At 61.3% G+C, this 26,185-nt stretch carries 25 protein-coding genes and 1 pseudogene; 18 read left to right on the forward strand and 8 right to left on the reverse strand.

Features of this window, described 5'->3' with window-relative positions:
- The first annotated feature begins 108 nt into the window (after positions 1-108).
- The 6 genes from RLCC275e_RS12150 to RLCC275e_RS12175 all read left to right on the forward strand — a co-directional run bounded on the left by RLCC275e_RS12150 (position 109) and on the right by RLCC275e_RS12175 (position 6,674).
- Positions 109-1,419 carry an alpha/beta hydrolase gene (locus tag RLCC275e_RS12150; protein WP_033182215.1) on the forward strand — a complete coding sequence of 437 codons (1,311 nt, stop codon included), beginning with the start codon at positions 109-111 and terminating at the stop codon, positions 1,417-1,419.
- A gap of 50 nt (positions 1,420-1,469) precedes the next feature.
- Complete coding sequence (locus RLCC275e_RS12155) at positions 1,470-3,626, forward strand: mechanosensitive ion channel family protein (protein ID WP_033182214.1); 2,157 nt, start codon at positions 1,470-1,472, stop codon at positions 3,624-3,626.
- A gap of 54 nt (positions 3,627-3,680) precedes the next feature.
- Entirely contained in the window at positions 3,681-4,085 is a 405-nt protein-coding gene (locus RLCC275e_RS12160) for a hypothetical protein (protein ID WP_033182213.1), read from the forward strand.
- 107 nt (positions 4,086-4,192) lie between these two features.
- Positions 4,193-4,840, forward strand: a complete 648-nt coding sequence (locus RLCC275e_RS12165; RefSeq protein ID WP_033182212.1) for a MarC family protein — start codon at positions 4,193-4,195, stop codon at positions 4,838-4,840.
- A gap of 318 nt (positions 4,841-5,158) precedes the next feature.
- Positions 5,159-5,359 (forward strand): hypothetical protein, encoded by a 201-nt coding sequence (locus RLCC275e_RS12170; RefSeq protein ID WP_027684136.1) that lies wholly within the window; start codon positions 5,159-5,161, stop codon positions 5,357-5,359.
- Positions 5,360-5,654: 295 nt separating this feature from the next.
- Complete coding sequence (locus tag RLCC275e_RS12175) at positions 5,655-6,674, forward strand: GlxA family transcriptional regulator (protein ID WP_003540607.1); 1,020 nt, start codon at positions 5,655-5,657, stop codon at positions 6,672-6,674.
- 113 nt (positions 6,675-6,787) lie between these two features.
- Here RLCC275e_RS12175 and RLCC275e_RS12180 read toward each other — a convergent pair whose 3' ends face one another.
- The gene (locus tag RLCC275e_RS12180; protein WP_033182211.1) at positions 6,788-8,119 is read right to left on the reverse strand and encodes a diguanylate cyclase; all 1,332 of its coding nucleotides are present in this window, start codon (positions 8,117-8,119) and stop codon (positions 6,788-6,790) included.
- A gap of 186 nt (positions 8,120-8,305) precedes the next feature.
- Entirely contained in the window at positions 8,306-9,136 is an 831-nt protein-coding gene (locus RLCC275e_RS12185) for a response regulator (protein WP_003560232.1), read from the reverse strand.
- Between the two features lie 400 nt (positions 9,137-9,536).
- Between RLCC275e_RS12185 and RLCC275e_RS12190 the strand changes: the two genes are divergently transcribed.
- Complete coding sequence (locus tag RLCC275e_RS12190; protein ID WP_033182210.1) at positions 9,537-10,520, forward strand: hypothetical protein; 984 nt, start codon at positions 9,537-9,539, stop codon at positions 10,518-10,520.
- Positions 10,521-10,627: 107 nt separating this feature from the next.
- On the opposite strand, the gene RLCC275e_RS12195 is transcribed toward RLCC275e_RS12190, so the two are convergent.
- Positions 10,628-11,152: a DUF6428 family protein gene (locus RLCC275e_RS12195; protein WP_033182209.1), complete on the reverse strand. Its 525-nt coding sequence runs from the start codon at positions 11,150-11,152 to the stop codon at positions 10,628-10,630.
- Between the two features lie 42 nt (positions 11,153-11,194).
- Between RLCC275e_RS12195 and RLCC275e_RS12200 the strand changes: the two genes are divergently transcribed.
- From RLCC275e_RS12200 to arsK, 7 genes and pseudogenes are all read left to right on the forward strand, one after another.
- On the forward strand, positions 11,195-11,551 hold the full coding sequence (locus tag RLCC275e_RS12200; protein WP_018074548.1) for an ArsR/SmtB family transcription factor: 357 nt from the start codon (positions 11,195-11,197) through the stop codon (positions 11,549-11,551).
- Positions 11,548-12,077, forward strand: a pseudogene (locus RLCC275e_RS12205) (arsenate reductase ArsC). Before RLCC275e_RS12200 ends, RLCC275e_RS12205 begins: the two are co-directional and overlap by 4 nt.
- Positions 12,077-12,520: an arsenic resistance N-acetyltransferase ArsN2 gene (gene arsN2, locus RLCC275e_RS12210; RefSeq protein ID WP_033182208.1), complete on the forward strand. Its 444-nt coding sequence runs from the start codon at positions 12,077-12,079 to the stop codon at positions 12,518-12,520. The pseudogene RLCC275e_RS12205 and the gene arsN2 overlap by 1 nt, the downstream one beginning before the upstream one ends.
- The gene (locus RLCC275e_RS12215; protein WP_033182207.1) at positions 12,517-13,221 is read left to right on the forward strand and encodes an aquaporin; all 705 of its coding nucleotides are present in this window, start codon (positions 12,517-12,519) and stop codon (positions 13,219-13,221) included. Before arsN2 ends, RLCC275e_RS12215 begins: the two co-directional genes overlap by 4 nt.
- Positions 13,221-13,649, forward strand: a complete 429-nt coding sequence (gene arsC / locus RLCC275e_RS12220; RefSeq protein WP_033182206.1) for an arsenate reductase (glutaredoxin) — start codon at positions 13,221-13,223, stop codon at positions 13,647-13,649. The genes RLCC275e_RS12215 and arsC overlap by 1 nt, the downstream gene beginning before the upstream one ends.
- Positions 13,624-14,349: an arsenical resistance protein ArsH gene (gene arsH, locus RLCC275e_RS12225; RefSeq protein ID WP_033182205.1), complete on the forward strand. Its 726-nt coding sequence runs from the start codon at positions 13,624-13,626 to the stop codon at positions 14,347-14,349. Before arsC ends, arsH begins: the two co-directional genes overlap by 26 nt.
- Positions 14,346-15,581 carry an arsenite efflux MFS transporter ArsK gene (arsK, locus tag RLCC275e_RS12230; protein ID WP_033182204.1) on the forward strand — a complete coding sequence of 412 codons (1,236 nt, stop codon included), beginning with the start codon at positions 14,346-14,348 and terminating at the stop codon, positions 15,579-15,581. The genes arsH and arsK overlap by 4 nt, the downstream gene beginning before the upstream one ends.
- A gap of 10 nt (positions 15,582-15,591) precedes the next feature.
- Here the strand turns inward: arsK and RLCC275e_RS12235 are convergent, their stop codons facing one another.
- The 5 genes from RLCC275e_RS12235 to RLCC275e_RS12255 all read right to left on the reverse strand — a co-directional run bounded on the left by RLCC275e_RS12235 (position 15,592) and on the right by RLCC275e_RS12255 (position 22,052).
- Positions 15,592-15,858, reverse strand: a complete 267-nt coding sequence (locus tag RLCC275e_RS12235) for a hypothetical protein (RefSeq protein ID WP_033182203.1) — start codon at positions 15,856-15,858, stop codon at positions 15,592-15,594.
- 112 nt (positions 15,859-15,970) lie between these two features.
- Entirely contained in the window at positions 15,971-18,502 is a 2,532-nt protein-coding gene (locus RLCC275e_RS12240) for a mechanosensitive ion channel family protein (protein WP_033182202.1), read from the reverse strand.
- Positions 18,503-18,594: 92 nt separating this feature from the next.
- Positions 18,595-19,146, reverse strand: a complete 552-nt coding sequence (locus RLCC275e_RS12245) for a DUF924 family protein (RefSeq protein ID WP_033182201.1) — start codon at positions 19,144-19,146, stop codon at positions 18,595-18,597.
- Between the two features lie 119 nt (positions 19,147-19,265).
- Complete coding sequence (locus RLCC275e_RS12250; RefSeq protein ID WP_033182200.1) at positions 19,266-20,330, reverse strand: histidine kinase dimerization/phosphoacceptor domain -containing protein; 1,065 nt, start codon at positions 20,328-20,330, stop codon at positions 19,266-19,268.
- 276 nt (positions 20,331-20,606) lie between these two features.
- Positions 20,607-22,052 (reverse strand): MFS transporter, encoded by a 1,446-nt coding sequence (locus RLCC275e_RS12255; protein ID WP_033182199.1) that lies wholly within the window; start codon positions 22,050-22,052, stop codon positions 20,607-20,609.
- 572 nt (positions 22,053-22,624) lie between these two features.
- Here RLCC275e_RS12255 and RLCC275e_RS12260 point away from each other — a divergent pair.
- The 4 genes from RLCC275e_RS12260 to RLCC275e_RS12275 all read left to right on the forward strand — a co-directional run bounded on the left by RLCC275e_RS12260 (position 22,625) and on the right by RLCC275e_RS12275 (position 26,183).
- The gene (locus RLCC275e_RS12260; RefSeq protein WP_130707708.1) at positions 22,625-23,950 is read left to right on the forward strand and encodes an ABC transporter substrate-binding protein; all 1,326 of its coding nucleotides are present in this window, start codon (positions 22,625-22,627) and stop codon (positions 23,948-23,950) included.
- Between the two features lie 105 nt (positions 23,951-24,055).
- A complete protein-coding gene (locus RLCC275e_RS12265; RefSeq protein WP_033182198.1) occupies positions 24,056-25,024 on the forward strand; it encodes a carbohydrate ABC transporter permease in 969 nt (322 codons plus the stop codon).
- Complete coding sequence (locus RLCC275e_RS12270; RefSeq protein ID WP_033182197.1) at positions 25,021-25,974, forward strand: carbohydrate ABC transporter permease; 954 nt, start codon at positions 25,021-25,023, stop codon at positions 25,972-25,974. Before RLCC275e_RS12265 ends, RLCC275e_RS12270 begins: the two co-directional genes overlap by 4 nt.
- A complete protein-coding gene (locus RLCC275e_RS12275) occupies positions 25,971-26,183 on the forward strand; it encodes a hypothetical protein (RefSeq protein WP_033182196.1) in 213 nt (70 codons plus the stop codon). The genes RLCC275e_RS12270 and RLCC275e_RS12275 overlap by 4 nt, the downstream gene beginning before the upstream one ends.
- Positions 26,184-26,185 lie beyond the last annotated feature (2 nt).

Consider the following 26,185-nt stretch of genomic DNA (forward strand, 5'->3'; position numbering starts at 1 on the left):
CGGGTAAGCTATCTCATCTTCGCATAGTCTCGCCCAGTGCCGACTTCGACCGCCGCGGCTTGCGGCGTCGAGGCCTGCCCGAACTTGACGGGGCGATGAGGGACAGCAGTGAGCACAAAATGTCGTGATAGCCGAATTCGACCAAGCCCTTTCCCAGGTCTGAAATGGATCTCGGCTCTCCTGCTGCTCTGCGCATTAGCCGGATGTGGCGGCCACCCGAAGAACGTGCTCATCCCCGTTGCCGATAGCGCGCCGAATTCCACCAAGGTCGATATGCTCGTGACCACGACGCGCACCCGTTCCACGATACAAGGCGAGATGTTCACGGGCGAACGCGCACTCGCCCCGGCTTTTGCCGACATCACGGTGTCCATTCCGCCTGCGAACGTTCGCAAGGTCGGCGAAGTCGCCTGGCCGAGGAGGCTTCCATCCAACCCGGCAACCGACTTCGCAACCTTGAAAGCCGACGAGATCACCCGCGACGACGCCAAGAAATGGCTGAGCGCCTCGGTCAGGAAGAGCCGCGACCGCAGCGTGCTGGTATTCATCCACGGCTTCAACAATCGCTTCGAAGATTCCGTCTATCGCTTCGCCCAGATCGTCAAGGATTCCGGCGTCCATAGTGCGCCCGTGCTGGTGACATGGCCGTCGCGCGGCAGTCTGCTTGCATACGGCTATGACAGGGAGAGCACGAACTACACGCGCAACGCATTGGAGACGCTCTTCCAGTATCTCGCGAGAGATCCTGAGGTGAAGGAAGTCTCGATCCTGGCGCATTCCATGGGGAACTGGCTGGCGCTCGAAGCGCTTCGGCAGATGGCGATCCGCAACGGCCGCCTCCCTGCCAAGTTCGAGAACGTCATGCTGGCCTCGCCCGACGTGGATGTCGATGTCTTCCGCCAGCAGATCGCCGACATGGGCAAGCAGCATCCGAAGTTTACCCTGTTCGTTTCGCGAGACGATCGCGCGCTCGCGGTATCGCGCCGGGTATGGGGCGACGTCGCCAGATTGGGCGCCATCGATCCCGAGCAGGCCCCCTTCAAGAAGGAACTGGCCGACAGCCAGATCACGGTGATCGATCTCACCAAGGTCAAGGCGGGCGACAGGCTGAACCACGGAAAATTTGCGGAATCCCCCGAGGTCGTGCAGCTGATCGGGGCGCGGATTTCCGACGGCCAGACGTTGACTGACAGCAAGGTCGGACTCGGGGACAAAATCCTCGCCGCGACGACGAGCACAGCGGCGGCGGCGGGCAGTGCAGCCGGCCTGATCCTTGCCGCCCCGGTCGCCGTCGTCGATGCGGATACCAGAGATAATTACGCCGGCCAGGTCAGCGGCCTCACAGGTCCCGTGGGTAGGCAGCCGAAGGCATCCGAGTGCACTGCCGCAGGTCGATCGAAAGAGACATGCAGGCAATAGCGCGTCAGCAACCGGCAGACGGAACAGCTTCATCGAGATCAGGATAGACGATGCTACCACTTTCCAAGATCCGCATGGTTAGACCGCTTCTCGCCGGAGCCATCCTGGCGTCCATTCTCCTTTGTGCCTCAGGTGCCGTGGCGCAGAGCGCCACGCCTGCGAGCCCACAGCCTGAAAGTGTCCAGCGCTTTATCGGCATGTTTTCTGATCCTGACGTCCAGCGCTTCCTGCAGCAGCAATCGGAAGCAGCAAAGGCGGTAACGGAACCACCCGTCGCAACGCCGAACGCCGACCCCTCATTCTCGGAATTCACGATGCGGTTCCGTGTCCACGCTTCCAACCTTCTCGGGGCTATCCAGTCCTTTCCTTCGGAGATCATGCGTGGTGCAGCCATACTCGACCAGGACGTCCAGGCGAATGGCGGGACGCGGCCGATCTTCCTGGTCGCGGCCTTCGTCGCCGTCGGGCTGGCCGCGCAATGGCTGTTCTGGTGGATCAGCGCCGGCTGGCGCTCATGGATGGCACGTGCACCCTATGCGACGGTTGTGGAAAGAGTGATCGCATTGACTGCTAGGATTCTGTGGGCGGCATGTTACGTCCTTTCGTTCGGTCTCGGCAGCATCGGCTTCTTCCTGCTGTTCCAATGGCCGCCAGTCATCAGGGAGATCGTCGTCGGGTATCTCTTCGCAATCGTCGTCTTCCGTCTGGCGAGCGCGCTTTTCGACGTGTTCCTGGCGCCGCGGGCCGAGGAAGAGGGTGGATTTCGTGTCGTCCCGATCACAAGCGATGCCGCCGGCCACTGGGCAAAACGCCTGGGCTATCTCGTCGGATGGTATGCCTTTGGCTGGGTGAGCATCCGCCTGCTCGGCACTCTCGGCTTTTCCGTCCCGGCCCGACAGCTCGCCGCCTATTCTCTCGGCCTCGTGCTGCTCTTCATCGGCATCGAAGCCGTCTGGAGACGTCCGTCTCAATTGGCCGCCGGTCGAGCGAGCCGGATCGGCCTGCGGGCGCGGAACTGGCTCTGGACGGTCTATTTCGTTGCCGTCTGGCTGCTGTGGGTGGTCGGCGCCATGAGGCTGTTCTGGATCGCGGTGGTCTGTGCCGCCCTGCCCGGTGCCATCGCCCTCACCAAGGCGTCGGTCAACAGTATTCTGCGCTCTTCCACGGACGAAGAGGACGGCCACAAGAAAGGCACCGTCGTCTCGGTGATCGTCGAGCGCGGCATCAGGGCGGCGCTGATCGTCGGCGCCATCATCCTGCTTGCCGGCGCGCTCGATATCAGGCTGACGCAAATGACGATGCAGGATTCGCCGCTTCTACGCCTCGTGCGTGGCCTTCTGAGCGCCGGGATCATTCTTCTGGTCGTCGATCTCGCCTGGAGCGTCGTGAAAGTGCTGATCGATCGCAAGCTAGGCGACACCGAGGCCGTCTTGGAAGTCGGTAGCGAACGAGAGCGGCGGCGCACGCGTCTCAGAACACTCCTACCGATCCTTCGCAATTTCCTGATGATCCTCTTCGTCGCCATTGCGATCATGATGGCGCTGTCGTCGCTCGGCGTCGAAATCGGCCCATTGATCGCCGGTGCCGGCGTGGTCGGCGTCGCCATCGGATTCGGTGCGCAGACTGTCGTCAAGGACGTGATCAGCGGGATGTTCTACCTGCTCGACGACGCTTTCCGGGTGGGAGAGTATATTCAAAGCGGCAGCTACAAGGGCACCGTCGAGTCCTTCAGCCTGCGATCCATCAAGCTCCGGCACCAGCGCGGCGCGGTCTACATCGTGCCCTTCAGCGAGCTTGGAGCAGTCCAGAACATGAGCCGCGACTGGGCGATCGAGAAGATGACGATCACCATCACCTACGATTCCGACATCGAGAAGGCCCGCAAGATCATCAAGAAGATCGGTCTGGAGCTGTTCGAGGATCCGGAGTTCAAGCCGACGACGATCGAGCCGTTGAAGATGCAGGGGATAGACAGCCTCGGCGACTCAGGCCTGCTCCTGCGGATGAAGGTCATGACGCTTCCGGGCCAGCAGTTCACGCTGAAGCGGCGGGCCCTGCGGATGATCCATGAGGCGTTCAACGAAAACGGCATCAAGCTCGCCGTGCCGACCGTCCAGGTCTCGGGCGGCAGGGACGACGCTATTGCAGCTGCGGCCCAGCAGACGCTCGCCGCCCACAACGCGGCCGCCGCTGCGGGTCCGGCCTGAAGCCGGCGCTTTTAGCCAATAAAACGAAACACGAGAGCAATGGGAGGAAATGAAATGAAGATCCTGGTCACTCTATCGCACATGCTTGCGACACTTGCCGTCATGATGACGGTTAGCGCGCCCGTCTTCGTTCCCGCAACGGCCGAAGCCGCCCGTCGTGGCGTGGCGGCATGCGGTCCGAGAGGCTGTGGCGCCGCAGCCTGCGGACCACGCGGATGCGCTGCGGTCGGGCGCCGAACAGCTCCCGTGGTTCGCCCGCCCGTCCGGCGTGGCGTCGTGGTCGTCGCCCCTCGCCGCTATTGGCGTCCGGGCACCGCCATCGCCGCGGGTGCTGCCATCGGCTTCGTCGCCGGAGCTGCCGCAGTTTCACTGGCAGGTACGCCGCCGCAATCCGGTCAATGCTGGTATTACACCTCGCCCGCCAAGACGACGGGCTTCTGGGATGTGTGCCCGCGCTAAGTGCTCGCAGAAAGACTGGCGAGTTCGTTTGGTTCTCTTCGTCACTATCTTCCCCCCGACTGGGGAGGGTCTCGATTTCCGCGTCACAAATTTAGAGGGCACGTTCTATGGATTTCACAGTCATCGATGCCGCACTCGTCGGAAAACTTCTCCTGCTGCTTCTAATCGGCATGGGGCCGAAGATTGCCCTGGTGCCGTTTCTGGAAAAGACCCACGCCTTCGATACTGAAACCAAGGTGCGCATCGGCCGTCAGATGGTGCTGATAGCCGTCGTTACGGCGCTGATCCTTTTCGCCACCGGCGCTCTGCTGATGCGGCTTCTCCACATCACGGGCGGCGCGGTCGCCGTCGCCGGCGGCATCATCCTCGCGCTGATCGCCATCAAGATGGCATCAGGACCGACAGAAAAGCCGCATGACGACATTGCGGCTCCCGTCGATCCAGACAAGCTGGCCGTATTTCCGCTTGCGGTCCCTTACCTGCTCAATCCTGTCGGCATCACGGTCATCATCATCGCCTCCGGCGAAGTCGTCTCAATCGCCAGCGCGATACTCGTCACCGCTCTGATTCTGATCGTCGGCGCGTTCGACTATCTGGTGTTCACCAACATCGACAAGCTCGCCAAACGCATGAAGCCAGTCACCATGATCGTCTCGGAGGTCGTCTTTGGCATCCTGCTGACCGCAGTCGCAGTCCAGTTGATCGTCGTCGGGCTTGGCAATCTCGGGATCATCACCCCGACCGCTGCACATTAGATGCGGATGATTTTGGGCCGGGCCGGCCTAAAATCTGACCCGGATTTGAATCAAAAAATAGAGCCGAAAGCCGCTCGGTTTTCGGCATCATGCTTAGCTGCGGATTTGCTTTCCCCAGAGGGGAAAACCGGGGAATTCATGTTGATGACAGGCTGTCACCATCGACTGCCGGCCCACCGCCATCATTCAATATCTCTGATGTTATCCATAAGTTCTATTCGTTTGAATGATGAGTTCCCAGGACCCATATTGTGATCATGGACATGGACGAACCTCCCATTGACGACCATGCCCCTGACCCTAGAAAGGAACTGGAAAATGACCACGCTCACCTATCGCGGTGGTGGTAAGTCCCTCACCTCCGGCCACGGCCGCTTCGATCTGGCACATTATGCCCGCAAGCTCACCCTCGCCTGGACACGCTGGCAGACGGCTCGCGAAATCGAAGCCATGCCCTTCGACATCCGCAAGGACATCGGCTGGCCGAGCACGGACGACAGCAAACACCGGACCATGTAATGAATGCGACATTCCTCCCAAGATAAGGGCGGCGCCTGCACTACGCAACGTCGCCTTTTTCGTGGCCTGACCGTCCATTCCCAAGCCCTTTTCAGTCTTGAATTTCAGTCGCCTATCAGCCCGTCATCCGCCCCATCCGCAGCCATTCCGGCAGTTTCACCGGCCAAATCGTGGCCGATGTCGCATATTTGCTCTTCCCGGCCGCATTTTTCCATGCCAGTGTCGCTTTCAGGACATCGGCGCGACGCATTCCGCGCAACGAATGTGTTATCGCCCCTCGAGCATGGATTTCGCTATGAACAGGATGCAGATCAAGAAGCGTTCGGTAGTCTTCTTTATGGTACCGCAATTCACCATGCTGCCCTTTTCGGCGGCCGTGGACACCTTGCGCATCGCCAATCGCATGCTCGGCTATCAGGCCTATACCTGGCGGCTGACCTCCGTCGATGGAGAAAAGGTCTATTCCTCCTGCGGCATCGGCGTCGAGGCCAATTCCTCGCTTGCCGAGGAGCGCCGTCATCTCGGCGGCGAAAACCGGCCGGGCATGGTGCTCGTCTGTTCCGGTATCGATGTCGAGCAGTTCAACAACAAGTCGGTCAATGCCTGGCTGCGTGAATGCTACAATCGCGGCGTCGCCGTCGGCAGCCTCTGTACGGGCGCGCATGTGCTTGCCCAGGCCGGCCTCCTGAACGGCAAGCGTTGCGCCATCCACTGGGAAAACCTGCCGGGCTTTTCGGAAGCCTTCCCGCAGGCGGAGGTCTATGCCGACCTCTACGAGATCGACGGCAATCTCTATACCTGCGCCGGCGGCACCGCCTCGCTCGACATGATGCTGAACCTCGTCGGCGAGGACTTTGGAGAAAGCCTTGTCAACCGCATCTGCGAGCAGCACCTGACTGACCGCGTGCGCAACCCGCACGACCGCCAGCGTCTGCCACTGCGCGCCCGTCTCGGCGTGCAGAATGCCAAGGTGCTGTCGATCATCGAGCTGATGGAAGGCAATCTCGCCGAGCCGCTGTCGTTGATCGAGATCGCCGACGGCGCCGGCCTTTCCCGTCGCCAGATCGAACGGCTGTTCCGCCAGGAGATGGGCCGCTCACCGGCCCGCTACTATCTGGAAATCCGCCTCGACCGTGCGCGCCATCTTCTGGTGCAGTCTTCGATGCCAGTCGTCGAGGTTGCCGTCGCCTGCGGCTTCGTCTCAGCCTCGCATTTCTCCAAGTGTTATCGCGAACTCTACCACCGCTCGCCGCAGCAGGAGCGCGCCGAGCGCAAGATGACCATGGCGACCGCTCGCCAGGCCGTCGCCGCTTGAGACAACAAGAGGGGCCGTCGCCGCTTGAGACGTTGAAAGCTGATCTCGCCTGACGCGAAAAGATCGTCGCCGCCTGAGATAAAGGGCGGCGGCTTGGCCCCGCCCCGGAGGCGCTACTGCGCCGCCTCTTCCGTCATCCTGGCGTCGGAGTAGACCTGGTTGCGGCCCCTGTGTTTAGCCATGTAGAGAAACTGGTCGGCGGCGTTGAGGTAATTTTCGAAGGTTTCATAACCGGCGATCTCGGCGATGCCGATCGAAATCGTGACGCCGAGTTCCTCGTCGTCGGCCGTGACCTTCAGCCGCGAAATGTCCGAGCGGATCTCGTCGCAGAGCTTGGTCGCGGCAGCGGAATCCATCTGCGGGAAGAGGATGGCGAATTCCTCGCCCCCGAGCCGCGAGAGAAGATTGTCGCTGCCCTCGAAGATCGTGAACAGCCTGTTTGCGACAGCCTTCAGCACCTTGTCGCCGATCTCGTGGCCATAGGTATCGTTCAACCGCTTGAAATGGTCGATATCGAGAATGGCGACGGAGCTCGGCACCTTCAGCCGCAAGCACTCATTCACAAGTTTCGGGCCGTTGTCGTAGAAATAGCGGCGGTTATAGAGGCCGGTCAGATAGTCGCAGGCCGCCGCCGCCCTCAGCTGCCGCATCTGCGCCAGCGTTTCGGCATTGTTGGCGATGCGGCATTGCAGTTCCTCGGCGACGAAGGGCCGGTAGACGAAGTCGCTGGCGCCGGCCTTGAGGAAACTCGCCGAAAGCATGCGGTCGTTGGAGGAGGAAACGCCAATGACACGCAGCCTGTCCGAGCCGAAACGATGGCGGATGCGCCGCGTCAGCTCATAGCCGCTCATATCGGGCATATGGTGGTCGGTGACGACAAGCTCGATATCGCTGTAGGCCTCGAGTGCTGCCAGCGCCTCGAGCCCCGAATTTGCCTCGACGACGAGATATTGTTGTGCCTTCAGGAGGTCGACGAGCACCTGGCGCGCCGAGACGACATCGTCGACGACGAGCACCCGCGTCTTGCGGTTGGAGATCGCCCGCCGGACGGTGGCGACCAGATTGTCGAGCGCGAATTCATTGTCCTTCAACACGTAATCGATGACGTTGCGCTCCATGATCTTGTTGCGCGTGTTGAGATCAAATGTCGCGGTAAAGACGATTGCCGGGATATCGTGCTCGATCGTGCAGTCGAGCGCTTCGCCATAGGGCGAATCCGGCAGGTTGAGATCGACGACGGCCATGGTGTAGCCGTGAGCGTCGTCGGCAAGTTCCTTGCGAAGAGCCTTCAGCGACGGGCAGGATTTGACGGCAAGGCCGAGCTCCGTCTGGAACCGGTGACAGAGCACCGCGGAAAACATCCGGGAATCTTCAACCAGAAGTATTTTGAGCCCGCCGGAGCGTAACCCGATGCCATCCCGCAGAAAATCCGCTTGAAAAGCCACAGCCGCTATTCCCCCATGCGTCCGATGGGCGCGACTCGGCCCTCTCCCCGGTGGGGACGATAACCGAGAGGCCGGTGCGCGTGAAGGGGACAAATAACGGCGATATTACCTGTAATTGCAGAAATTCGACGACTGTCCCCGACGGTGATATCCGCCCCCCTGGCGACACCGATACTGGAAGGGCCGTCAGGCAACCGCCCGTTCCTTGCGCATCGATTGAATTTGCAGCAGCGTATCGAGGTTCTGGTTGACGCGGCAGTAGAACTCCTCGTCGATGAAGGGGCGCAGCATGAAATCATTGCCGCCGGCCTTCAGGAATCGTGCCGAAAGCAGCCGGTTCGAGGAGGAGGAAACGCCGATGATGCGCAGTTCGTGCGAGCCGATACTGGCGCGGATGCGCCGCGTCAGTTCGAAGCCGTCGATGTCGGGCATGTTGTAGTCGGTGATGACAAGGCCGATATCGCGGTTGGCCTTCAGGATTTCCAGCGCCTTGCCGCCGCTCTCGGCGACGCTGACACGGAAATTGTAGCGCTTCAGCCGGCTCGACAGCAGGGCGCGCGCCGTCGCGCTATCGTCGACGATCAGCACGTGGTGGCGATGATTGGTGAGGAAGCGGCAAATCGATTCCGCCAGAAGGTCGACGGCGAAGATATTGTCCTTGAGGATATAGTCGACGATATCCTTGGCCATCAGCTTATCGCGCATGTTTTCATGGAAGGTGCCGGTGAAGACGATGGTGGGTATGGAGAGATCGACCAGATATTCGAGCGCTTCGCCGTTTTCGGCGCCGGGCAGGTTGATGTTTGAGATCGCCAGCGTGATCGGATCGGAAGACTTGTCGTAGGAAAGCTGCAGATCCTCGAAGCTGCGGCAGATCTCGACATCGATGTCGAACAGCTCCTTGAGGCGTTTGCTGATCATCGAGGTGAATACGTTGGAATCTTCCGCGACAATAATACGCGCACCAGCAAACATTTCCCCGGAATATTGCATCCCCGAAATACCTAGAAACGCCATAGCAAACCTTTGATGTAAAATCTGTCCCCGGATCAAACTGATACATCAATTGATTTGAATAATTATTAATCGGCGCGCCCAGTTCTAAACGAAGAGGCGGCCCGATGGGGCAGGCTCCGATTTCTTTGCGGATATGATTAAGAAATGGGGCGCAAAGCGCCGCATTCTCGGCATCGAACGGGCTTTCGCCGACAGCCATCGCATTATAGGGCGATCCGAGGATTTTGATCTTCAGCTTTGTGCCTTCCTTGGCGTAGTCCGGCCGCAGCATGGCCAGCGCCAGCGCCTGCCGCGAGCACGTCGGATTTAGACGATTTTCCCGGATCCCCTTCGGCTGGTACCGCTTGGCCGAAGCGATTATAAACAAACCATCCACCCCGACCCGCCGACAGGTTCGCCCATGCTCCAATCCGACCCGGTGATCGAATGGCTCCTCGACTCCGATCCGTCGATCCGATGGCAGGTGATGCGCGATCTGCTCGACGTCCCCGAGCGGGAATGGATGACTGAGCGGGCCAAAGTCGAGACCGAGGGCTGGGGCGCCAGGCTGCTCTCCTGCCAGGATGAGGACGGGCAATGGGCAGGCGGCGCCTTCCTGCCCGCCGGTTTCGACCCGCGCGAGTGGAAGGAGCGTGGCCAGCCGTGGACGGCCACGACCTTCTCGCTATCGCAATTGCGGGAGTTCGGTCTCGATCCCGCCTGTAGGTGCGCCAGGCGCACCGTCAAATTGATCGGTGCCAACGCCCGTTGGGAAGAAGGCGGCCGGCCCTACTGGGAGGGCGAAGTCGAGGAGTGCATCAACGGCCGCACCGTTGCCGACGGCGCCTATTTCGGGATCGACGTCTCGCCCATCGTCGACAGGCTGGCCGGCGAGCGTCTCGACGACGGCGGCTGGAACTGCGAGCGGATCAATGGCTCTGTCCGCTCATCTTTCGCCAGCACCATCAACGTGCTGGAAGGCTTGCTGGAATACCAGCGATCGACCGGCGGCACGTATCGGTCTCGAGAGGCGCGCAGGACGGGCGAGGAGTTTCTGCTGGCCCGCAACCTCTTCCGCCGCCTCGGCACCGGCGAGCCGGCCGACGAGCGCTTTCTGCGCTTCCTGCATCCGAACCGCTGGCGCTACGACAGTTTGCGCGCGCTCGATTATTTCCGCGCCAGCGCGATCCTGACCGGCGCCGATCCCGATCCGCGCCTCGGCGAGGCAATCGACCACCTTCGTTCCAGACGCTTGCAGGACGGCACCTGGCCGCTCGACGGGAGCCCTGCCGGTCGGGTGTGGTTCGAGGTCGATGACGGGCAAGGCAAACCCTCGCGGTGGGTGACGCTCCGGGCGATGCGGGTGCTCAGATGGTGGGATGCCCAGCTCTCAATCAATGCCTGACGGCAGTCCCAGCGCGCGCAGGAAATGCACTCATGACTGACTGGTGGTCAGTCAATATGATCCTGATCTCGCCGCCACCCTGCCCTGCCGCGCGATCTTATGTGTCGTTACGCGCAGCAGCCGCTCGCTGCCGCTTGCGGCCCACAGCAGGCCGCCGCCTTGCTGTTTTCCTCTGCCAGCCAGCGATCGCGCGGCTTGCAGCTTGCCGGCCGCGGCGAAAGCGTAACATGGACGGCGCCGGCGCGAAGAACCGGCATCGCCGCGCAATAAAGCTGCATTGGCCGCACGCCGTCGCTGACTTCGAAGGTCAGCTTCGCCGAACCATCCAGTTGCACATGATCGGAAACCTTGCGGATGATTGCATGGAACTTGCCGGCCGGCATATGCGTGCGGTCGCCTTCCTCGATATCCCAGAGCTGGATGAAGATTTCCGCCCACGCTTCTGGATTGGCGCCGCAATCCAACGCCGAGAATTGGCCCGCCTTGACCTCGGTGACATGATAGCCAGGCTTCACCGCCTTGCCGTCATAATAGAAAATCAGCGGAGAATCCTTGGCGCCGGTAAGCACACTGAGCAGCAGGCCGAGATCGATGTCGTTCTCTTGAATTTTGCTGTTGTCGATGACGTTCATTTGCGCTAATCATCGTTTCAATGATTCAAGGATTATTGAAATATGGATCAACGTCAAGCCCTCATCGCATTCGGCGCGCTCTCGCAGGAAACCCGCCTTCACATCGTCCGCATGCTCGTGGTTTCGGGTCCCGACGGCATGGCGGCGGGCGCGATCGCTGAGAAGGCGGAGGTCTCGCCCTCTAATATCTCCTTCCACCTAAAGGAGCTCGAACGCTCGGGCCTGATTACACAGCAGCGCGAATCCCGCTCGATCATCTACACCGCCAATTACGAGGCGCTCGGCGGCCTGATCCGTTTCCTGATGGAAGACTGCTGCGGCGGGAACCCTGAGATCTGCGCGCCGGCTGCTGCCGTCGCTGCATGCTGTGCACCTGCAACCAAGGAGGAACTGCAATGACCCCCGACCGCGTTTACAATGTGCTCTTTCTCTGTACGGGCAATTCTGCCCGCTCGATCTTGGCGGAATCCATCCTGGAGACCGAAGGCAAGGGTCGATTCAAGGCCTATTCGGCCGGCAGCCAGCGAAGGGTGAAGTCAATCCCCATGCGCTGAAGGAGCTTGCGGCGCAGGGCTACCCAACAGCCGGCTTCCGCTCAAAGAGCTGGGACGAATTCGCCGAGCCGGGCGCTCCGGAGATGGACTTCATCTTTACGGTTTGCGACAGCGCTGCCGGCGAGGCTTGTCCCGTCTGGATCGGTCATCCGATGACCGCCCATTGGGGCGTCGAGGACCCCGCTGTCGTCGAGGGCAGCGAAGTCGACAAAGGCCGCGCTTTCGCGCAGGCCGCCCGCTTCCTCAAGAACCGGATCAGCGCTTTTTTGAGCCTGCCTCTTTCCTCGATCGACAAGCTCGCCCTGGAATCGCACCTGCGCCAGATCGGCACTATGGAAGGCGCCAGCATCAAACTGCCCAAGGCGAGCTGATGGGTTTCGATTTGAACCAGCAGGCCTTGGAAGGGCACGACGACAGACTTCGCGGCGCGCTCGCAGGCGCCGGGCTTCCGGTCGATGACCTCACAGACGCCGGCCGAAGCTTCTATCGGTTTTCACGTGGCGGCGAGACGGTCGGCTTCGGCGGGCTGGAACTCTATGGCGAGACTGTACTCCTGCGTTCCATTGTCGTGCTGTCCGATCAGCAAGGCTTTGGCTTCGGCCATGCGATCACCATTGGGCTGCTCGATCAGGCCCAAGGGAAAGGCGCAACTGCCGCCTATCTGTTGACAGAAACAGCCGCCCCCTTCTTTCAATCGCTCGGCTTTCGTCCGATCGCTCGCGATGAAGCGCCGGCCGAGATCCTGACGACGCGGCAGGCCGCAAGCCTGTGCCCGGCATCGGCCACCCTGATGGTCCGGAGCCTGCCGGCATGAGCGCGCCGGTGTTCCCCCCGTCTCGACGACTGGTCACCGAAGCGCTCGGCACGCTGCTGCTCGTAGCAACCGTCGTCGGCTCGGGCATCATGGCGGATAGCCTGACGGACGATACGGCGCTTGCGCTGCTCGGTAATACGCTGGCAACGGGGGCAATCCTCGTCGTCCTGATCACGATCTTAGGCCCGATTTCCGGGGCTCATTTCAATCCGGTCGTGTCGCTGGTGTTTGCGCTCCGGCGCGAACTGCCTGCCTCCTCGGTTCCCGCCTATATCGCCGCGCAGATCGTCGGCGGCATTGCCGGAACGATGCTCGCTCATGCGATGTTCGCCCTTCCCGTGCTGCAGGCCTCGGAAACCGTGCGCACCGGCGGCGCGCAATGGCTCTCTGAAGTGACGGCAACCTTCGGCCTCGTCTTTGTCATCTTAGCCGGTGTGCGCTTTCGCGCCGATGCCGTGGCATGGCTGGTCGGCCTTTATATCACCGCCGCCTACTGGTTCACCGCCTCCACGTCCTTTGCCAATCCCGCCGTCGCGATTGCTCGATCGCTGACGCACACCTTTTCCGGCATCCGCCCGATCGATCTACCGGGCTTTATCGCCGCTGAAGTCCTCGGCGCCTTGCTGGCGCTGATGCTTGCGGGATGGCTGCTGATGGAAGCCCGCGATCCTGAAACTCTCACCAAGACGGAATCCGCCTGATGACCATAGATGTTACGATCTATCACAACCCCGAATGCGGCACCTCGCGCAACACGCTTGCGATGATCCAGAACGCCGGCATTGAGCCCAACGTTATCGAATATCTGAAAAACCCACCGTCGCGCGACCAGCTAATCAAGATGATTGCGGATGCAGGTTTGAGTGTTCGCGAGGCGATCCGCGAAAAGGGCACGCCCTATGCGGAGCTCGGCCTCGACAACCCTGATCTTACCGACGAGCAATTGCTGGACGCGATGCTGAAAAACCCGATCCTGATCAACCGGCCCTTCGTCATCACGCCGCTCGGCACGCGTCTGTCGCGGCCGTCGGAACTTGTTCTCGAAATCCTGCCGGAAACGCATCAGGGCGCCTTCACCAAGGAAGACGGCGAGAAGGTGCTCGATGCCGGAGGCAAGCGCATTGTCTGATTTGCCTGCCATATCACCGATGCATCTGCGTCAACCGGATATGGACGCGCTCAGGCCGGCGTTCTCGACGCACAAGCCGCGCATCCTGATCCTTTATGGCTCGTTGCGAGCAGTGTCCTACAGCCGCTTCCTCGCACAGGAGGCCGCGCGGCTGCTCGAATATTTCGGCTGCGAAGTGCGCATCTTCAATCCGGAAGGTCTGCCGCTGCCTGATGCGGCGCCGGCGAGCCACCCGAAAGTTCAGGAGTTGCGCGAATGGTCGGCATGGTCTGAAGGCCAGGTGTGGGTCAGCCCCGAACGTCATGGCGCGATGACCGGCATCATGAAAGCGCAGATCGACTGGATTCCATTGTCGGTCGGCTCGGTTCGGCCGACGCAAGGCAAGACGCTGGCGGTGATGCAGGTCTCTGGCGGCTCCCAGTCCTTCAATGCGGTAAGCCAGCTCCGCATCCTTGGACGATGGATGCGGATGATCGCAATTCCCAATCAGTCCTCGGTTGCCAAAGCTTTCCAGGAATTCGACGCGGACGGCCGTATGAAACCCTCGTCCTATTACGACCGCGTCGTCGACGTATGCGAGGAATTGGTGAAATTCACGCTGCTGACCCGTGACGCCTCGAACTATCTGACCGACCGCTACAGCGAGCGGAAGGAAGAAGTCGAAAAGCTCGAACAGCGCGTGAGCCTCAGATCCCTATGACCATCGCCAGCACCGAACGACCGCCGGTAGCGGCCATCGCCGCACTCGGGCTGACGCAGATCATCGGTTATGGATCGCTCTATTACAGCTTCAGCATCCTCGCCCCCGACATGGCCCGTGATTTGGGCTGGTCATCGGAATGGATCTTCGGCGCGCTCTCTGTGGCCCTTCTGATCGGCGGTCTGGCCGCACCTCTCATGGGCACGTGGATCGATCGCTTCGGCGCTGGCTGGATCATGACATCAGGCTCGGCGATTGCCGCCGCCGCCCTCGTCGCCTGCGCCTTCGCGCCGGGAAAGATCGCTTTCGTCGCGGCATTGATCGGTATCGAGATCGCCTCGAACCTGGTGCAATATGGCGCAGCCTTCGCCCTGCTCGTGCAGATCAGGCCGCAGGTCGCCCAGCGCAGCATCACCTATCTGACCCTGATCGCCGGCTTCGCCTCGACCATTTTCTGGCCGATCACCACGGCGCTGCATGCGCATCTCTCCTGGCAGAACGTCTATCTGATCTTCGCCGCGCTCAATCTCGTTGTCTGCCTTCCCATTCATGCCTGGCTCTCCCGTGGCGTCAGCCAAACCAGGAGACGGACCGGAGACGAGGCCACAAAACGCGTCGAGCCGAGCCTTCCGCCATCGGTACGCAGGCCGGCCTTTATCCTGATGGTGACGGGCTTTGCTTTGGAAAGCTTCGTGAACTCGGCGCTTCTGGTGCACATGGTGCCTGTGATGTCGGCACTCGGCCTCGGCGCCATGGCGGTGGTGGTCGGAACGCTCTTCGGCCCGTCGCAAGTGCTGAGCCGCCTTATCAACATGGTCTTCGGCGAGAGCTTGTCGCAAGTGATGCTGGCGATCATCTGCGCCATCCTGCTGCCGACAGCGCTTGTCATCCTCATCGCCACCGCACCCTCGATGCCCGGCGCATTGGTCTTCGCCGTCGTCTTCGGCCTCGGCTCGGGCCTTAACAGCATCGTCTACGGAACCTTGCCGCTAGCGCTCTTCGGAAGCGATGGCTACGGCCGGCGGCAAGGACAAATCATGTCGGTGCGTCTCGTCGTCTCCTCGATGGCGCCGTTCGCGCTCGCCTTCTTGATGGGCAATCTCGGCGTCTCATGGTCGCTGTCGATCGCAGCATTGCTCAGCACCGTCGCCGTCGCCGCATTCTTCACCATTATGCGGCTGACGCGCCCGGTTGGCGGGCCGGGAACGGTTCCCAATCCCGGAGAAATTTGAGCGCGATAATCTACTTGACGACCGCCGAGCCCTTGACGATGTCGATCGTCTCGCCGCCGTCGAGCCCGATGCGGTCGCCGTCGGGCGTCGTCATGAAGCAGCCCGAGGGGCAGAGGCTTTCCGAAGCACCGGCATCGACGACGACCTCGACGCGCTGGCCGCCCTCGGTGATGACGAGCACGACGGCGGCTGGATCGGTATTGGTGATGGATGCCGCTTCAGCCGCGGGCGCGGCAAGCAGCGGGACAAGCAGAACGGCGGCAAATCTTGCCATCATGTGCGGCGGCGCTGGCGCGCCCTCCCCTCGAACGATCGGTGCTGCCCCCGGCAGCGATCCCGATAGTGGAGATCATGCACATATAGCTGTGAATGATGGCTGAATGACCCGTTCAGCCTTTCCGATTGCCGTCTGCCGTCTTGCTGCGCAATTGCCGCACCGGCTGCTCCTCCTCCATGGGCGTGTCCGCCGAGTTTTCCTGCTCGTTGGGTTGATCCCTGCCCGCATCGGCAAGCGCGGGACGAGCCTCTCGATGGATGGTAAGATCGGTCTGCGGCAGCGGGATCTCGATGCCCTCGGCCTTGAAGCGCTTAAGGATCTCGATCCTGAGATTGTTGCGCACCGCCATGCCGTCACCCATGTCGGCGAGGAAGAAGCGCAGCTCGAAATCCAGCGAATAGGGCCCGAAGCGCAGGAATTCGACATGTGGCTCGGGATTGCGCATGACGAGCGGTATCTTGGCCGTCAGTTCAAGTAGGATGTCCATCACCTGCTGCGGATCGGCGTTGTAGGCGACGGAAACCGGAATTTCCGAGCGACCGATCTTGTTGCGGTGTGTCCAGTTGCCGACGAGGCCGTTGATCAACTCCGAATTCGGCACGATGATCGACTGCTTGCGGAAGGTCTCGATCTCCGTGGCGCGCACCGAAATGCGTTTGACGATGCCTTCGGCCGTGCCGGAAACGACATGGTCTCCGACCTTGAACGGCCGTTCGACGAGCAGGATCAGGCCGGAGACGAAGTTGGAGACGATGTTCTGCAGGCCGAAACCGATACCGACCGAAAGTGCGGAGGCGACGAGCGCGAAGCTCGACAGATCGATGCCGGCCGCCGAAACGCCGATGATCGCCGCGATGCCGACGCCGAGATAGCCGATGCCCGTCTTGACCGAATTGCGCACGCCGAGATCGACATGGCTTCTTGCCATGACATTGCCGTCGAGCCAGCGCTGCAGCCAGCGCGTCAGCAAATACACGCCGGCAAACAGCAGGATGCCGGTGCAGATGCCGAGCAGCGATATGCTGATACCGCCGAGCCTGACCTCGGTGAATAGCCTGTAGGCAAGAATCTGGAGGTCCTGCACATGGAAGCCCCAGAGCAGCAGGATCAGCGGGATGCCGACGAGAAGCGCCACCGCATAGATGGCAAGACCGACAAGCAGGCCGGCCTGGTCGATCGCCACCGGTCCGAGCTTGAAGCGGCGCGTCAGGAAGCTTGCGAAGAAGGTGTCGCCGAAGCTCTCCTGCCTTGATATCGCCTTGCCGGAAAGCAGGCCGACATACATGGTGACGACGACGGCGCCGGTAATGATGAGCTGCGTGGCGACGAAGCGCGCCAGCCCAACATAACCGGTCAGCGCGGTGAGGATGAGGCCGGCGCCGACCACCCGCAGTATGATCGCCATGCCGCGCGGCCAATGCCTTCCCGGCGCATCGGGATCGCCGTTCCTGGCCAGCATCGGCTTGCCGAATGAGACCGCGATCAGGATCAGGCCGATGATCAGCGCAGCAATCAGGCTTCTGACCACGGTCAGCACGAGCGGCGAGCCCATCGCCTCGCCGATCGTGCCGAACAGATAATCGAGCGCATTAACGATCGCCATCGCCAGCAGGCAGTAGCCGATTGAGCGCGCGCCGAGATTGGAAAGCCGAACGAGGCGCCAGCGCGGTTCGTGCGGCGCAAAGATGGCATTGACGAAGCGGCCGACGAAATAGACGAGCCCGATCGCCCCGAAGAGCGCACCGATGACAGGTGCGATATCGGGCCTCAGCACATTGAACCCGTTAAGGAAAAAGAACGAGGTGACGAGCAACACCGAGAGCGCCAGCGTGCGGATCAACGTCGACCAGAAGGCGATCGACAGCCGGCCGATATAGGACGGGTTCTCGACTGCCTCGTCGCGCTGCAGGTAGGAGCCGAACAGCCGGTAACTGCCCGAGAGCAGGATCAGCGCCGAGGCGAGCGACAGGAAGATCGCGGCAAACATCGGGAAACGCTTGAATTTCCAAACAAAGGTGGCCCAGCTCGACAGGGCCTGCGAGAATTCGCTGGCCTCGTGCACAAAGGCGCTGCCGGCATCGTCGAGCACCGAGACCGAAATCTCGGTGCGCCGGAGCAGCGTATCGGCAAACAGCCGCCGCCGCATCTCGGTGATCTCGTTGACGAGCTTCGTCACCGTGATCGACAGGTTTTCGGCATCGCCCGTCAGCGCGTTGATCTGCGCACGTTCGGCAGCGAGCGCGTTGCGCTCCTGGGTGACGACCTCGGATTCCGGCGGCTGCCCGTCCTTCGGCGGATCGCCGATCTCGGCAAGCCGGTTCTTGATCTGGTCAAAACGCGGCCTGAGATTGACCGATATGGTGATGACGGCGCGGCTGAGCTCGTCAGCCTTGGTCGCAAGCCCGACCAGGGCATCGTCGTTGTCGGCATTCTGCTTGACGCCGTCCTGAAGCGCCGTCAGCTGGACCTTCGCCTTGTCGATCTCCTTTGTCGCCTGGTCGAACGGCGTATCGGCGAGCGGCGCCTGCGCCGCCGCCGGTGCCTGCGGCTCCTGTGCGAAGGCCGCAGCACCCTTGAAATGCGCACCCGCGACCGCCAGCGTCAGCAGAAGAATGGTGCGAAGCAGGATCGGTCTCAGCCGCAAAAGCGCCTCCGGGAAAGGTTGTCGTCGGAATAGAATGCCAGCTTGTCTTAGTAAAGAAAGGCGACAGAAAGGCGGAAGCTCCCTGGAAACCCTTAGAAACCGGCATCGGGCCGAGAGAGATAGTCGCATTCCTCAGCCGTCGACTCGCGTCCAAGCATGGCATTGCGGTGAGGAAAGCGGCCGTAGGCGGCGATCACGTCGCGGTGGCGGATCGCATAATCGAGATATTCCGCATCGCCGAGCGCGCCAAACAGTTCCACCGATCGCTCCTGCTCCCCAAGGTCCTCGGCATGTTCGAAGGGCATGTAGAAAAAGGTACGGCATGCCGCCTCGACCGCCCGATCAGCGCCCGATGCCAAAGCGAGCTTGGCTTCCCGAAGCGCCAGCCCATCGGTCGCAATGGCAAGCGCCGTGCCGCGATAGATGTTGCGAGGAAACTGGTCGAGCACGATCACAGCCGCCAGCCGGCTCTCCGCATCCGCCCGCCATTCGGCCCCAACATCCGCGGCAAGGGCCAGATGGGTATCGCGAAAGACCGTGCTGATCTCCGCGTCGAGGTCAGGCGACGCGCGGAACCATAGCTCCCGGCCGCATCTGACGAACCAGAAATCATAGACTTCCTTCGGTGGGCGAATCGTCGTCATGTCTCCTCCCCTAGCGTCATGCTCCTTGATGCGATGTCGATAAACTATTGTAGAGATAGGACAAACGGCGTGCTGTATGCGGCAAACGAGAGAAACATCGTCGAGTCCAGCGTCAAACGCTACTTCCCCTCATGCAACGAAAACACCAGCGTCGCCTTGGTTCCGTCGTGGCCGGGGTCATAGGCGAAATCCGATTTCAAGCTGGCGGCCATCGCCGTCAGAATGCGTGTACCAAGGCCGGTTCCTCTTGCCGGGCTCGATGGGTCGAAACCGGCGCCGTCATCCTCGACGATGACACGCAATGCCTCTTCCGTCTGGTCGACGATGACGCGGATCTCGCCCGGCACGCTGTCCGGATAGGCGTATTTGAAGGCATTGGTGACGAGTTCACTGACGATCAGCCCGAGCGTGATCACCTTGTCGGTCGCCAGATTGACCGCCTGCGCGGTGAGCACGATCCGATGCGGCCGTTTGTCGTCGCGCATCGAGGCTTCAAGTTCGGTGAGCAGGCTGTTCAGATATTCGTCGACCTGGACCGAGCCGACCTGCCGATTGGTGTAGAGCCGGCGGTGTACGCTGGCGATGGCGTTGATGCGCATCTGCGTTTCGTGCAGCGCGTCGATCGCCACTTGATCCGTGGTCATCGAGGATTGCATGCGGATCAGCGCGCCAACGAGGCCGAGGCTGTTGGCGATGCGGTGATTGACCTCGGCAAGCAGCATTTCGGCAAGGTCACGCTGCTGGCGGATCACCTCCTGCGCCTGCGCCGTCTCGCGGCGAAAACGCGCCCGCTCCAGCGCCTGTTCGAGCGCGGCGGCGAGCAGGTCGAAATAATCGGCTGAGATCCCCTTGAGCATGTAATCGTCGGCGCCGGCCTTCAGCGCCGCGACCGCGATGCTTGTATCGTCCGAACCCGTCGCATAGATCACCGGCGGATGATCCGGCATCGCCATGATGCAGGGAAGAATGTCGAGGCCGGTCTCGTCGGCCAGGATATGATCGAGCACGATGGCGTCGATACCGCCTCCGCCGAGTCTCGCAAGACCGGCAGCGCCGCTCTCGGCCCACTCGACCGAAAAGCCACACTGATGCAGGTTTTTCTGCATCAGTAGGGCAAGCCCCTCGTCGTCGTCGATATAGAGGATGTGGATCGGAGCATCCGCATCGCCGTTAGAATTGCTCATTCTGTCTCCCGGCGTTCTCTCGCAGCGACGACCGCCCGCAAGCGTCAGAGTCGTCCGCAAGGCAATGTCGTATTGCATTGGCCGCCTGGGGTAAACAGCAGTTATCCCTCGCTCTTGTCGCAGGCGGCGCGGAAGGAGGATGTCGGGAATCCGGCATTTTCAGAACATGACCCTGGCCTGGGGGATCCCCATGGAAGCCGCTGAAGGAGATGGAAAACGAACAACCTGAAATGAGATGCATAAACGCCGAGCGGCCCAATTGGTTCCGCCCATAAGCTAATTTTTCTGGAATTTCCGATGGCCGGATACTTCGGCCCCTGCCTCTGCCGGCAGTTGCAGGAAGCGCAGCGACGAGACGACGCCGATCGCGCCGACCACGACGAAAGCCCAGTGGAAATCGGCAAGAACCGGATTGTCGGCGCCCCTGAGAGCCGAGCCGATATTGAGCACGGCCGCCGCCACCGCCACGCCGAGCAGCATCGATACCTGCTGCAGCATGCTCGACAGCGTCGAGGCCGAGCTTCGCTGCGCCGGGCCGATATCGGCGAAGGCCAACGTGTTCAGCGCGGTGAATTCCATCGACCGCGACAGGCCGGCGAGAAAGAGGAGCGCATGGATGAAAAACGGCGGCGTCTCCGGCGAAAGGAAACCGCAGGCGGCGATCGAAAGCGCCGCGATCAGCCCATTGACCCCAAGCACGGTGCGAAAGCCGAAGAAGCGCAGCAGCGGCGTCGTCACCGCCTTCATGCTGAAATTGCCGAGGAAATAGACGAGCAGATAGGCGCCGGCGGCAATCGAGCTCAGGCCGAAGCCGAGCTGAAACAGCAGAGGCAGCAGGAACGGCGTCGCATTGATCGCCATCCGGCAAGCGGTGCCCGCCGACAGCGTCGACATCGAGAAGGTCTGGATGCGGAAGGCTGAAAGGTCGAGCAGGGGATTGTCGACGGCGAGGAAATGCCGCGTCGCCATGACCGACAGCACGATGCCCGCCGCCAGCATTGATATGACGAGCAAAAGTCCGCCTTCCCATTTGACCGAGAGTTCGAGGGCGGCGAGCAGGAAGGTCAGGCCCGCGGCACTGAGGACGAAGCCCATGAGATCCAGCCGACCGGGATTGGTCTCACGCTGCTCCGGCACGAAACGCAACACCAGCGCGATGCCGAGAATGCCGATCGGGATGTTGATGAGGAAGTTCCAGTGCCAGCTGGCATAGGTGGTGATGAAGCCGCCGAGCACCGGGCCGATCACCGGCGCCGTCAGCGCCGGCCAGGTGATCAGCGCGATCGCCTGGATGAGTTCCGACTTGCGGGCGTTTTTCAGCACGATGATACGCCCGACCGGCGTCATCAGCGCGCTGCCCGCCCCCTGCACTGCGCGCCACAGCACAAACTCCGCAAGGCTGCCGGACAGCCCGCAAAACAGCGAGGCGCCGGTAAAGACGGCAATCGACATCAGGAAAATGCGGCGCGCACCGAATCGGTCGCCGAGCCAGCCCGACAGCGGAATGAAGGCGGCCATCGTCAGCATGTAGACAGTGATGCCGATGCTCATCGACACCGGCTGCACGCCGAAGCTTGCCGCCATCTGCGGCAACGAGGTGGTAACGATCGTACCGTCGAGGATCTGCATGAAGAAGGAAACGGCAACGACCAGTGCCACGATCTTCGCCTGGCGGCCGCTCGCGGCCTCTTGCCCATTCTCGCTCGTCTCTGCCGTGGTCATCGATCTGCCAATAAAAATTCCGGATGACGCGACAGGGAAACGGGAAGGAAGTCGATCGGAGATCTGCCGCGCGGAGGAGCACGGACATGGAAACCCGCGCACTGGCTGAATACGCCCGTTGCAGCCGGGCGGAAAGGCTAAATCTCGCACTACGCAGGAATATTCCCGATGCAGCCGGATAGCTCGCCGCTATCGATCCCAAGAAAGGATTCAAGAAAAAGGCCCCGCCGAAGCGAGGCCAAGCTTGATCCGCTCCGGGGAAAAACAGGAGCGGCGCGCAGTCCATACCGTGCGATCCATGTCGCAGCGAGGCCAGATGTCGCTGCATCGGTACGCTCGCCAAAGAATTTTTCGAGATCTGCCGAAAAAAGATCGACCCCAAAAACTATCCGCCCACGTGGTGCGACACCTGTCGCATTGCAGCAACGATTGGCGCTTGCAATGTTTATAAAAATAGATATCACTAAACATATTGCTAAACATGATGATTGAGGAGTTCATGTGAGCATTCTCTGAAGTGGGTGAACATGCGACGCCGGCGGGGAGCCGGCCCTTGGTTCTGGGAGGAACTTATGCAGAAAACATCGAAAGCCCTTTTCGGGCTGGCCACGGCATTCGTCATGTCGTCGGCATTGCCCAATCTCGCCAAAGCCGATGAACTGACGCTGTGTTGGGCCGCATGGGACCCCGCCAATGCGCTGGTCGAGCTGTCGAAGGATTTCACCGCCAAGACCGGCACGCAGATGAAGTTCGAATTCGTTCCCTGGACGAGTTATGCCGATCGCTTCCTCAACGAGCTGAATTCGCACGGCAAGCTCTGCGACCTCATCATCGGGGACAGCCAGTGGATCGGCGGCTCGGCCGAGAACGGCCATTACGTCAAGCTCAACGACTTCTTCGACAAGGAAGGCATCAAGATGGATGACTTCGTGCCGGCGACGGTCGTCGGCTACTCGGAATGGCCGAAGAACACGCCGAACTACTGGGCGCTGCCTGCCATGGGCGACGTCGTCGGCTGGACCTACCGCAAGGACTGGTTCGAGAAGCCGGAACTGCAGAAGGAATTCAAGGAGAAATACGGCCACGATCTCGCCGCGCCGAAGACCTATGACGAGCTGAAGCAAATCGCCGAGTTCTTCCAAAAGCGTCAGATCGACGGCAAGACGGTCTACGGTGCCTCGATCTATACCGAGCGCGGCTCCGAAGGCATCACCATGGGTGTGACCAACGTCCTCTACGACTGGGGCTTCCAGTACGAGAACCCGAAGAAGCCCTACGACATGGAAGGCTTTGTCAACTCGGACGACGCGGTCAAGGGCCTCGAATTCTACAAGTCACTCTATGATTGCTGCACCCCGCCCGGCAGCTCCAACGTCTACATGGTCGAATCCGCCGACGCCTTCAAATCCGGTCAGGTCGCCATGCAGATGAACTTCGCCTTCACCTGGCCCGGCCTTTACAAGGACGAGAAGGTCGGCGGCGAGAGGATCGGCTTCTTCCCCAATCCGGCTGAAAAGGCGCATTTCGCCCAGCTCGGCGGCCAGGGCATCTCGGTGGTTTCCTACTCCGACAAGCGCGACGCTGCCCTGCAATACATAAAATGGTTCGCACAGCCAGATGTGCAGGCCAAGTGGTGGGAACTCGGCGGCTTCTCCTGCCTGAACTCCGTCGTCAATGCGCCGGACTTTGCCAAGAGCCAACCCTATGCCCAGGCCTTCCTGGACTCGATGGCGATCGTCAAGGACTTCTGGGCCGAACCAAGCTACGCCTCGCTGCTGCAGGCCATGCAGAAGCGCGTCCACAACTACGTGGTCGCCGGCAACGGCACCGCCAAAGAAGCGCTCGACGGCCTGGTGAAGGACTGGAGCGACGTCTTCAAGGACGACGGCAAGATCTGACGCGCGGCATCCCTCTGCGCGCCATCCTCACCAGGATGGCGGCCCGGATCGGCAGACGAGCCGGGCCGCCAGATCTCCCATACCCCCAAAAGACCGGGTGAAAACTTGACCATTTCTCATTCCTCCATCGTCGAGAAGGCGGTCGACGCGACAGCCAGGGCAACGCCGGTCTCGGTCGCCCGGCGCGTCCGCGGCCTCTCCGACAGGGCGATCGCCTGGCTGTTCATTGCGCCTGCCATCACCCTGCTCTTGGCGATCAACATCTTCCCGCTGCTTTGGGCGGTCTATCTCTCCTTCACCAATTACCGCGCCAACCGGCCGAATGCGCCGGTCCAGGGCGTCGGCTTTGGAAACTACCAGCGCGTTCTGAACGATCCCGATATCTGGCAGGCAATGCAAACAACCGCACATTTCGTCTTCTGGACGATCGTATTGCAGACGGTGATCGGCTTCACGCTCGCCTATCTGATCGACCGCAAGTTTCGCGGCCACGCCTTCTGGACGACGATCATCCTCATCCCGATGATGCTGTCGCCTGCCGTGGTCGGCAATTTCTGGCGCTTTCTCTATGAGCCGCAGATCGGCCTCTTCGCCTATGCCGTGTCGCTGGTGTCAGGCATTCCGACCTCGGATATCCAGATGCTCGGCAACGTCACGCTGGCGCCCTGGGCGATCATCATCGTCGATACCTGGATGTGGACGCCCTATGTCATGCTGATCTGCCTCGCCGGCCTGCGCTCGATCCCCGACTATATCTACGAGGCGGCCGAGGTCGACCGCGCCTCGCCGTGGCGCCAGTTCTGGTCGATCACCGTGCCGATGGCCCTGCCCTTCATCATGCTCGCCGTGCTTTTCCGCGGCATCGAGAATTTCAAGATGTTCGACATGGTGACGCTGCTCACCGGCGGCGGGCCGGGCTCGGTCACAGAGGTCGCCTCGATCACGCTGAAGCGCGCCGCCTTCGAAAGCTGGGCGACCGGCCGCGCCTCGGCCTTCGCCATCATCCTCTTCGTCGCGGTGTTCGGCCTCGCCAACATCTACGTCAAGGCATTGAACAAGGTGAAGCAACGATGAGCGCCGCCAATTCAGCCCATTCGGTCGTTGTACCGAGCCTGTCCAGCAAGCGCATCGCCGGCACCATCGTCGTCATCTATGCGCTGATCACCCTCATCCCGCTCGTCTGGATCTTCCTGACCAGCATCAAGTCGCCGCCGGATTCGATCAGCTATCCCCCGAAGATCGTCTTCACACCGTCGCTCGAAGGTTATTGCAACCTCTTCACGACACGCACCCGGCAGACGCCTGATTATATCGCCTCGCTGCCGGCGCCGGTCGGCACCTGCGATGAGGTGACGCGCAAGCGCAATATGGTGATAGCAGGCCCATCGAACTTCCTGCCGCGCTTCCTCAATTCGCTGGTGATCGCCTTCGGCTCCACCTTCCTCGCGGTCTTCCTCGGCACGCTCGCCGCCTATGGCTTCTCCCGCTTCAAGGTGCCGCTCGCCGACGACCTGCTTTTCTTCATCCTGTCGACGCGAATGATGCCGCCGATCGCCGTCGCCATTCCGATCTACCTGATGTATCGCGAGCTAGGCCTGTCCGACACGGCCTTGGGCATGATCCTGCTCTACACCGCCGTCAACGTCTCGCTCGCAGTGTGGCTGCTCAAGGGCTTCATCGACGAAATCCCGCGCGAATACGAGGAAGCGGCGATGATCGACGGCTATACGAGACTGCAAGCCTTCCGCAAGGTCGTGCTGCCGCAGGCAACGACCGGCATTGCCGCAACCGCGATCTTCTGCCTGATCTTCGCCTGGAATGAATATGCCTTCGCCGCTCTTCTGACCTCGGGCGAGGCCCAGACCGCGCCACCCTTCATCCCGACGATCATCGGCGAAGGCGGACAGGACTGGCCGGCGGTCGCGGCTGGCACGACGATCTTCCTGATCCCGATCCTCGTCTTCACCATTCTCCTGCGCAAACAACTGCTGCGCGGCATCACCTTCGGAGCCGTCCGCAAATGAGCCATCTGATCGAAACACCCACCCCAGCCCGCCCGAAACGGCCGTTCTTCCTGCGCCGCGGCCCGATGGAAACCATCGCGACCGTGCTGATCGGGTTGGGCTTCCTGATGCTGTTCCAGCCCTTCCTGCTGGTGTTCTACACCTATTCGCTGGTGACCCTGCTTGCAGGCACCGTCATGTTCATCATCGTTTCGAAATTCCCGGAGTGAAC

It is taken from the genome of Rhizobium brockwellii, from assembly GCF_000769405.2.
Taxonomy (GTDB): domain Bacteria; phylum Pseudomonadota; class Alphaproteobacteria; order Rhizobiales; family Rhizobiaceae; genus Rhizobium; species Rhizobium brockwellii.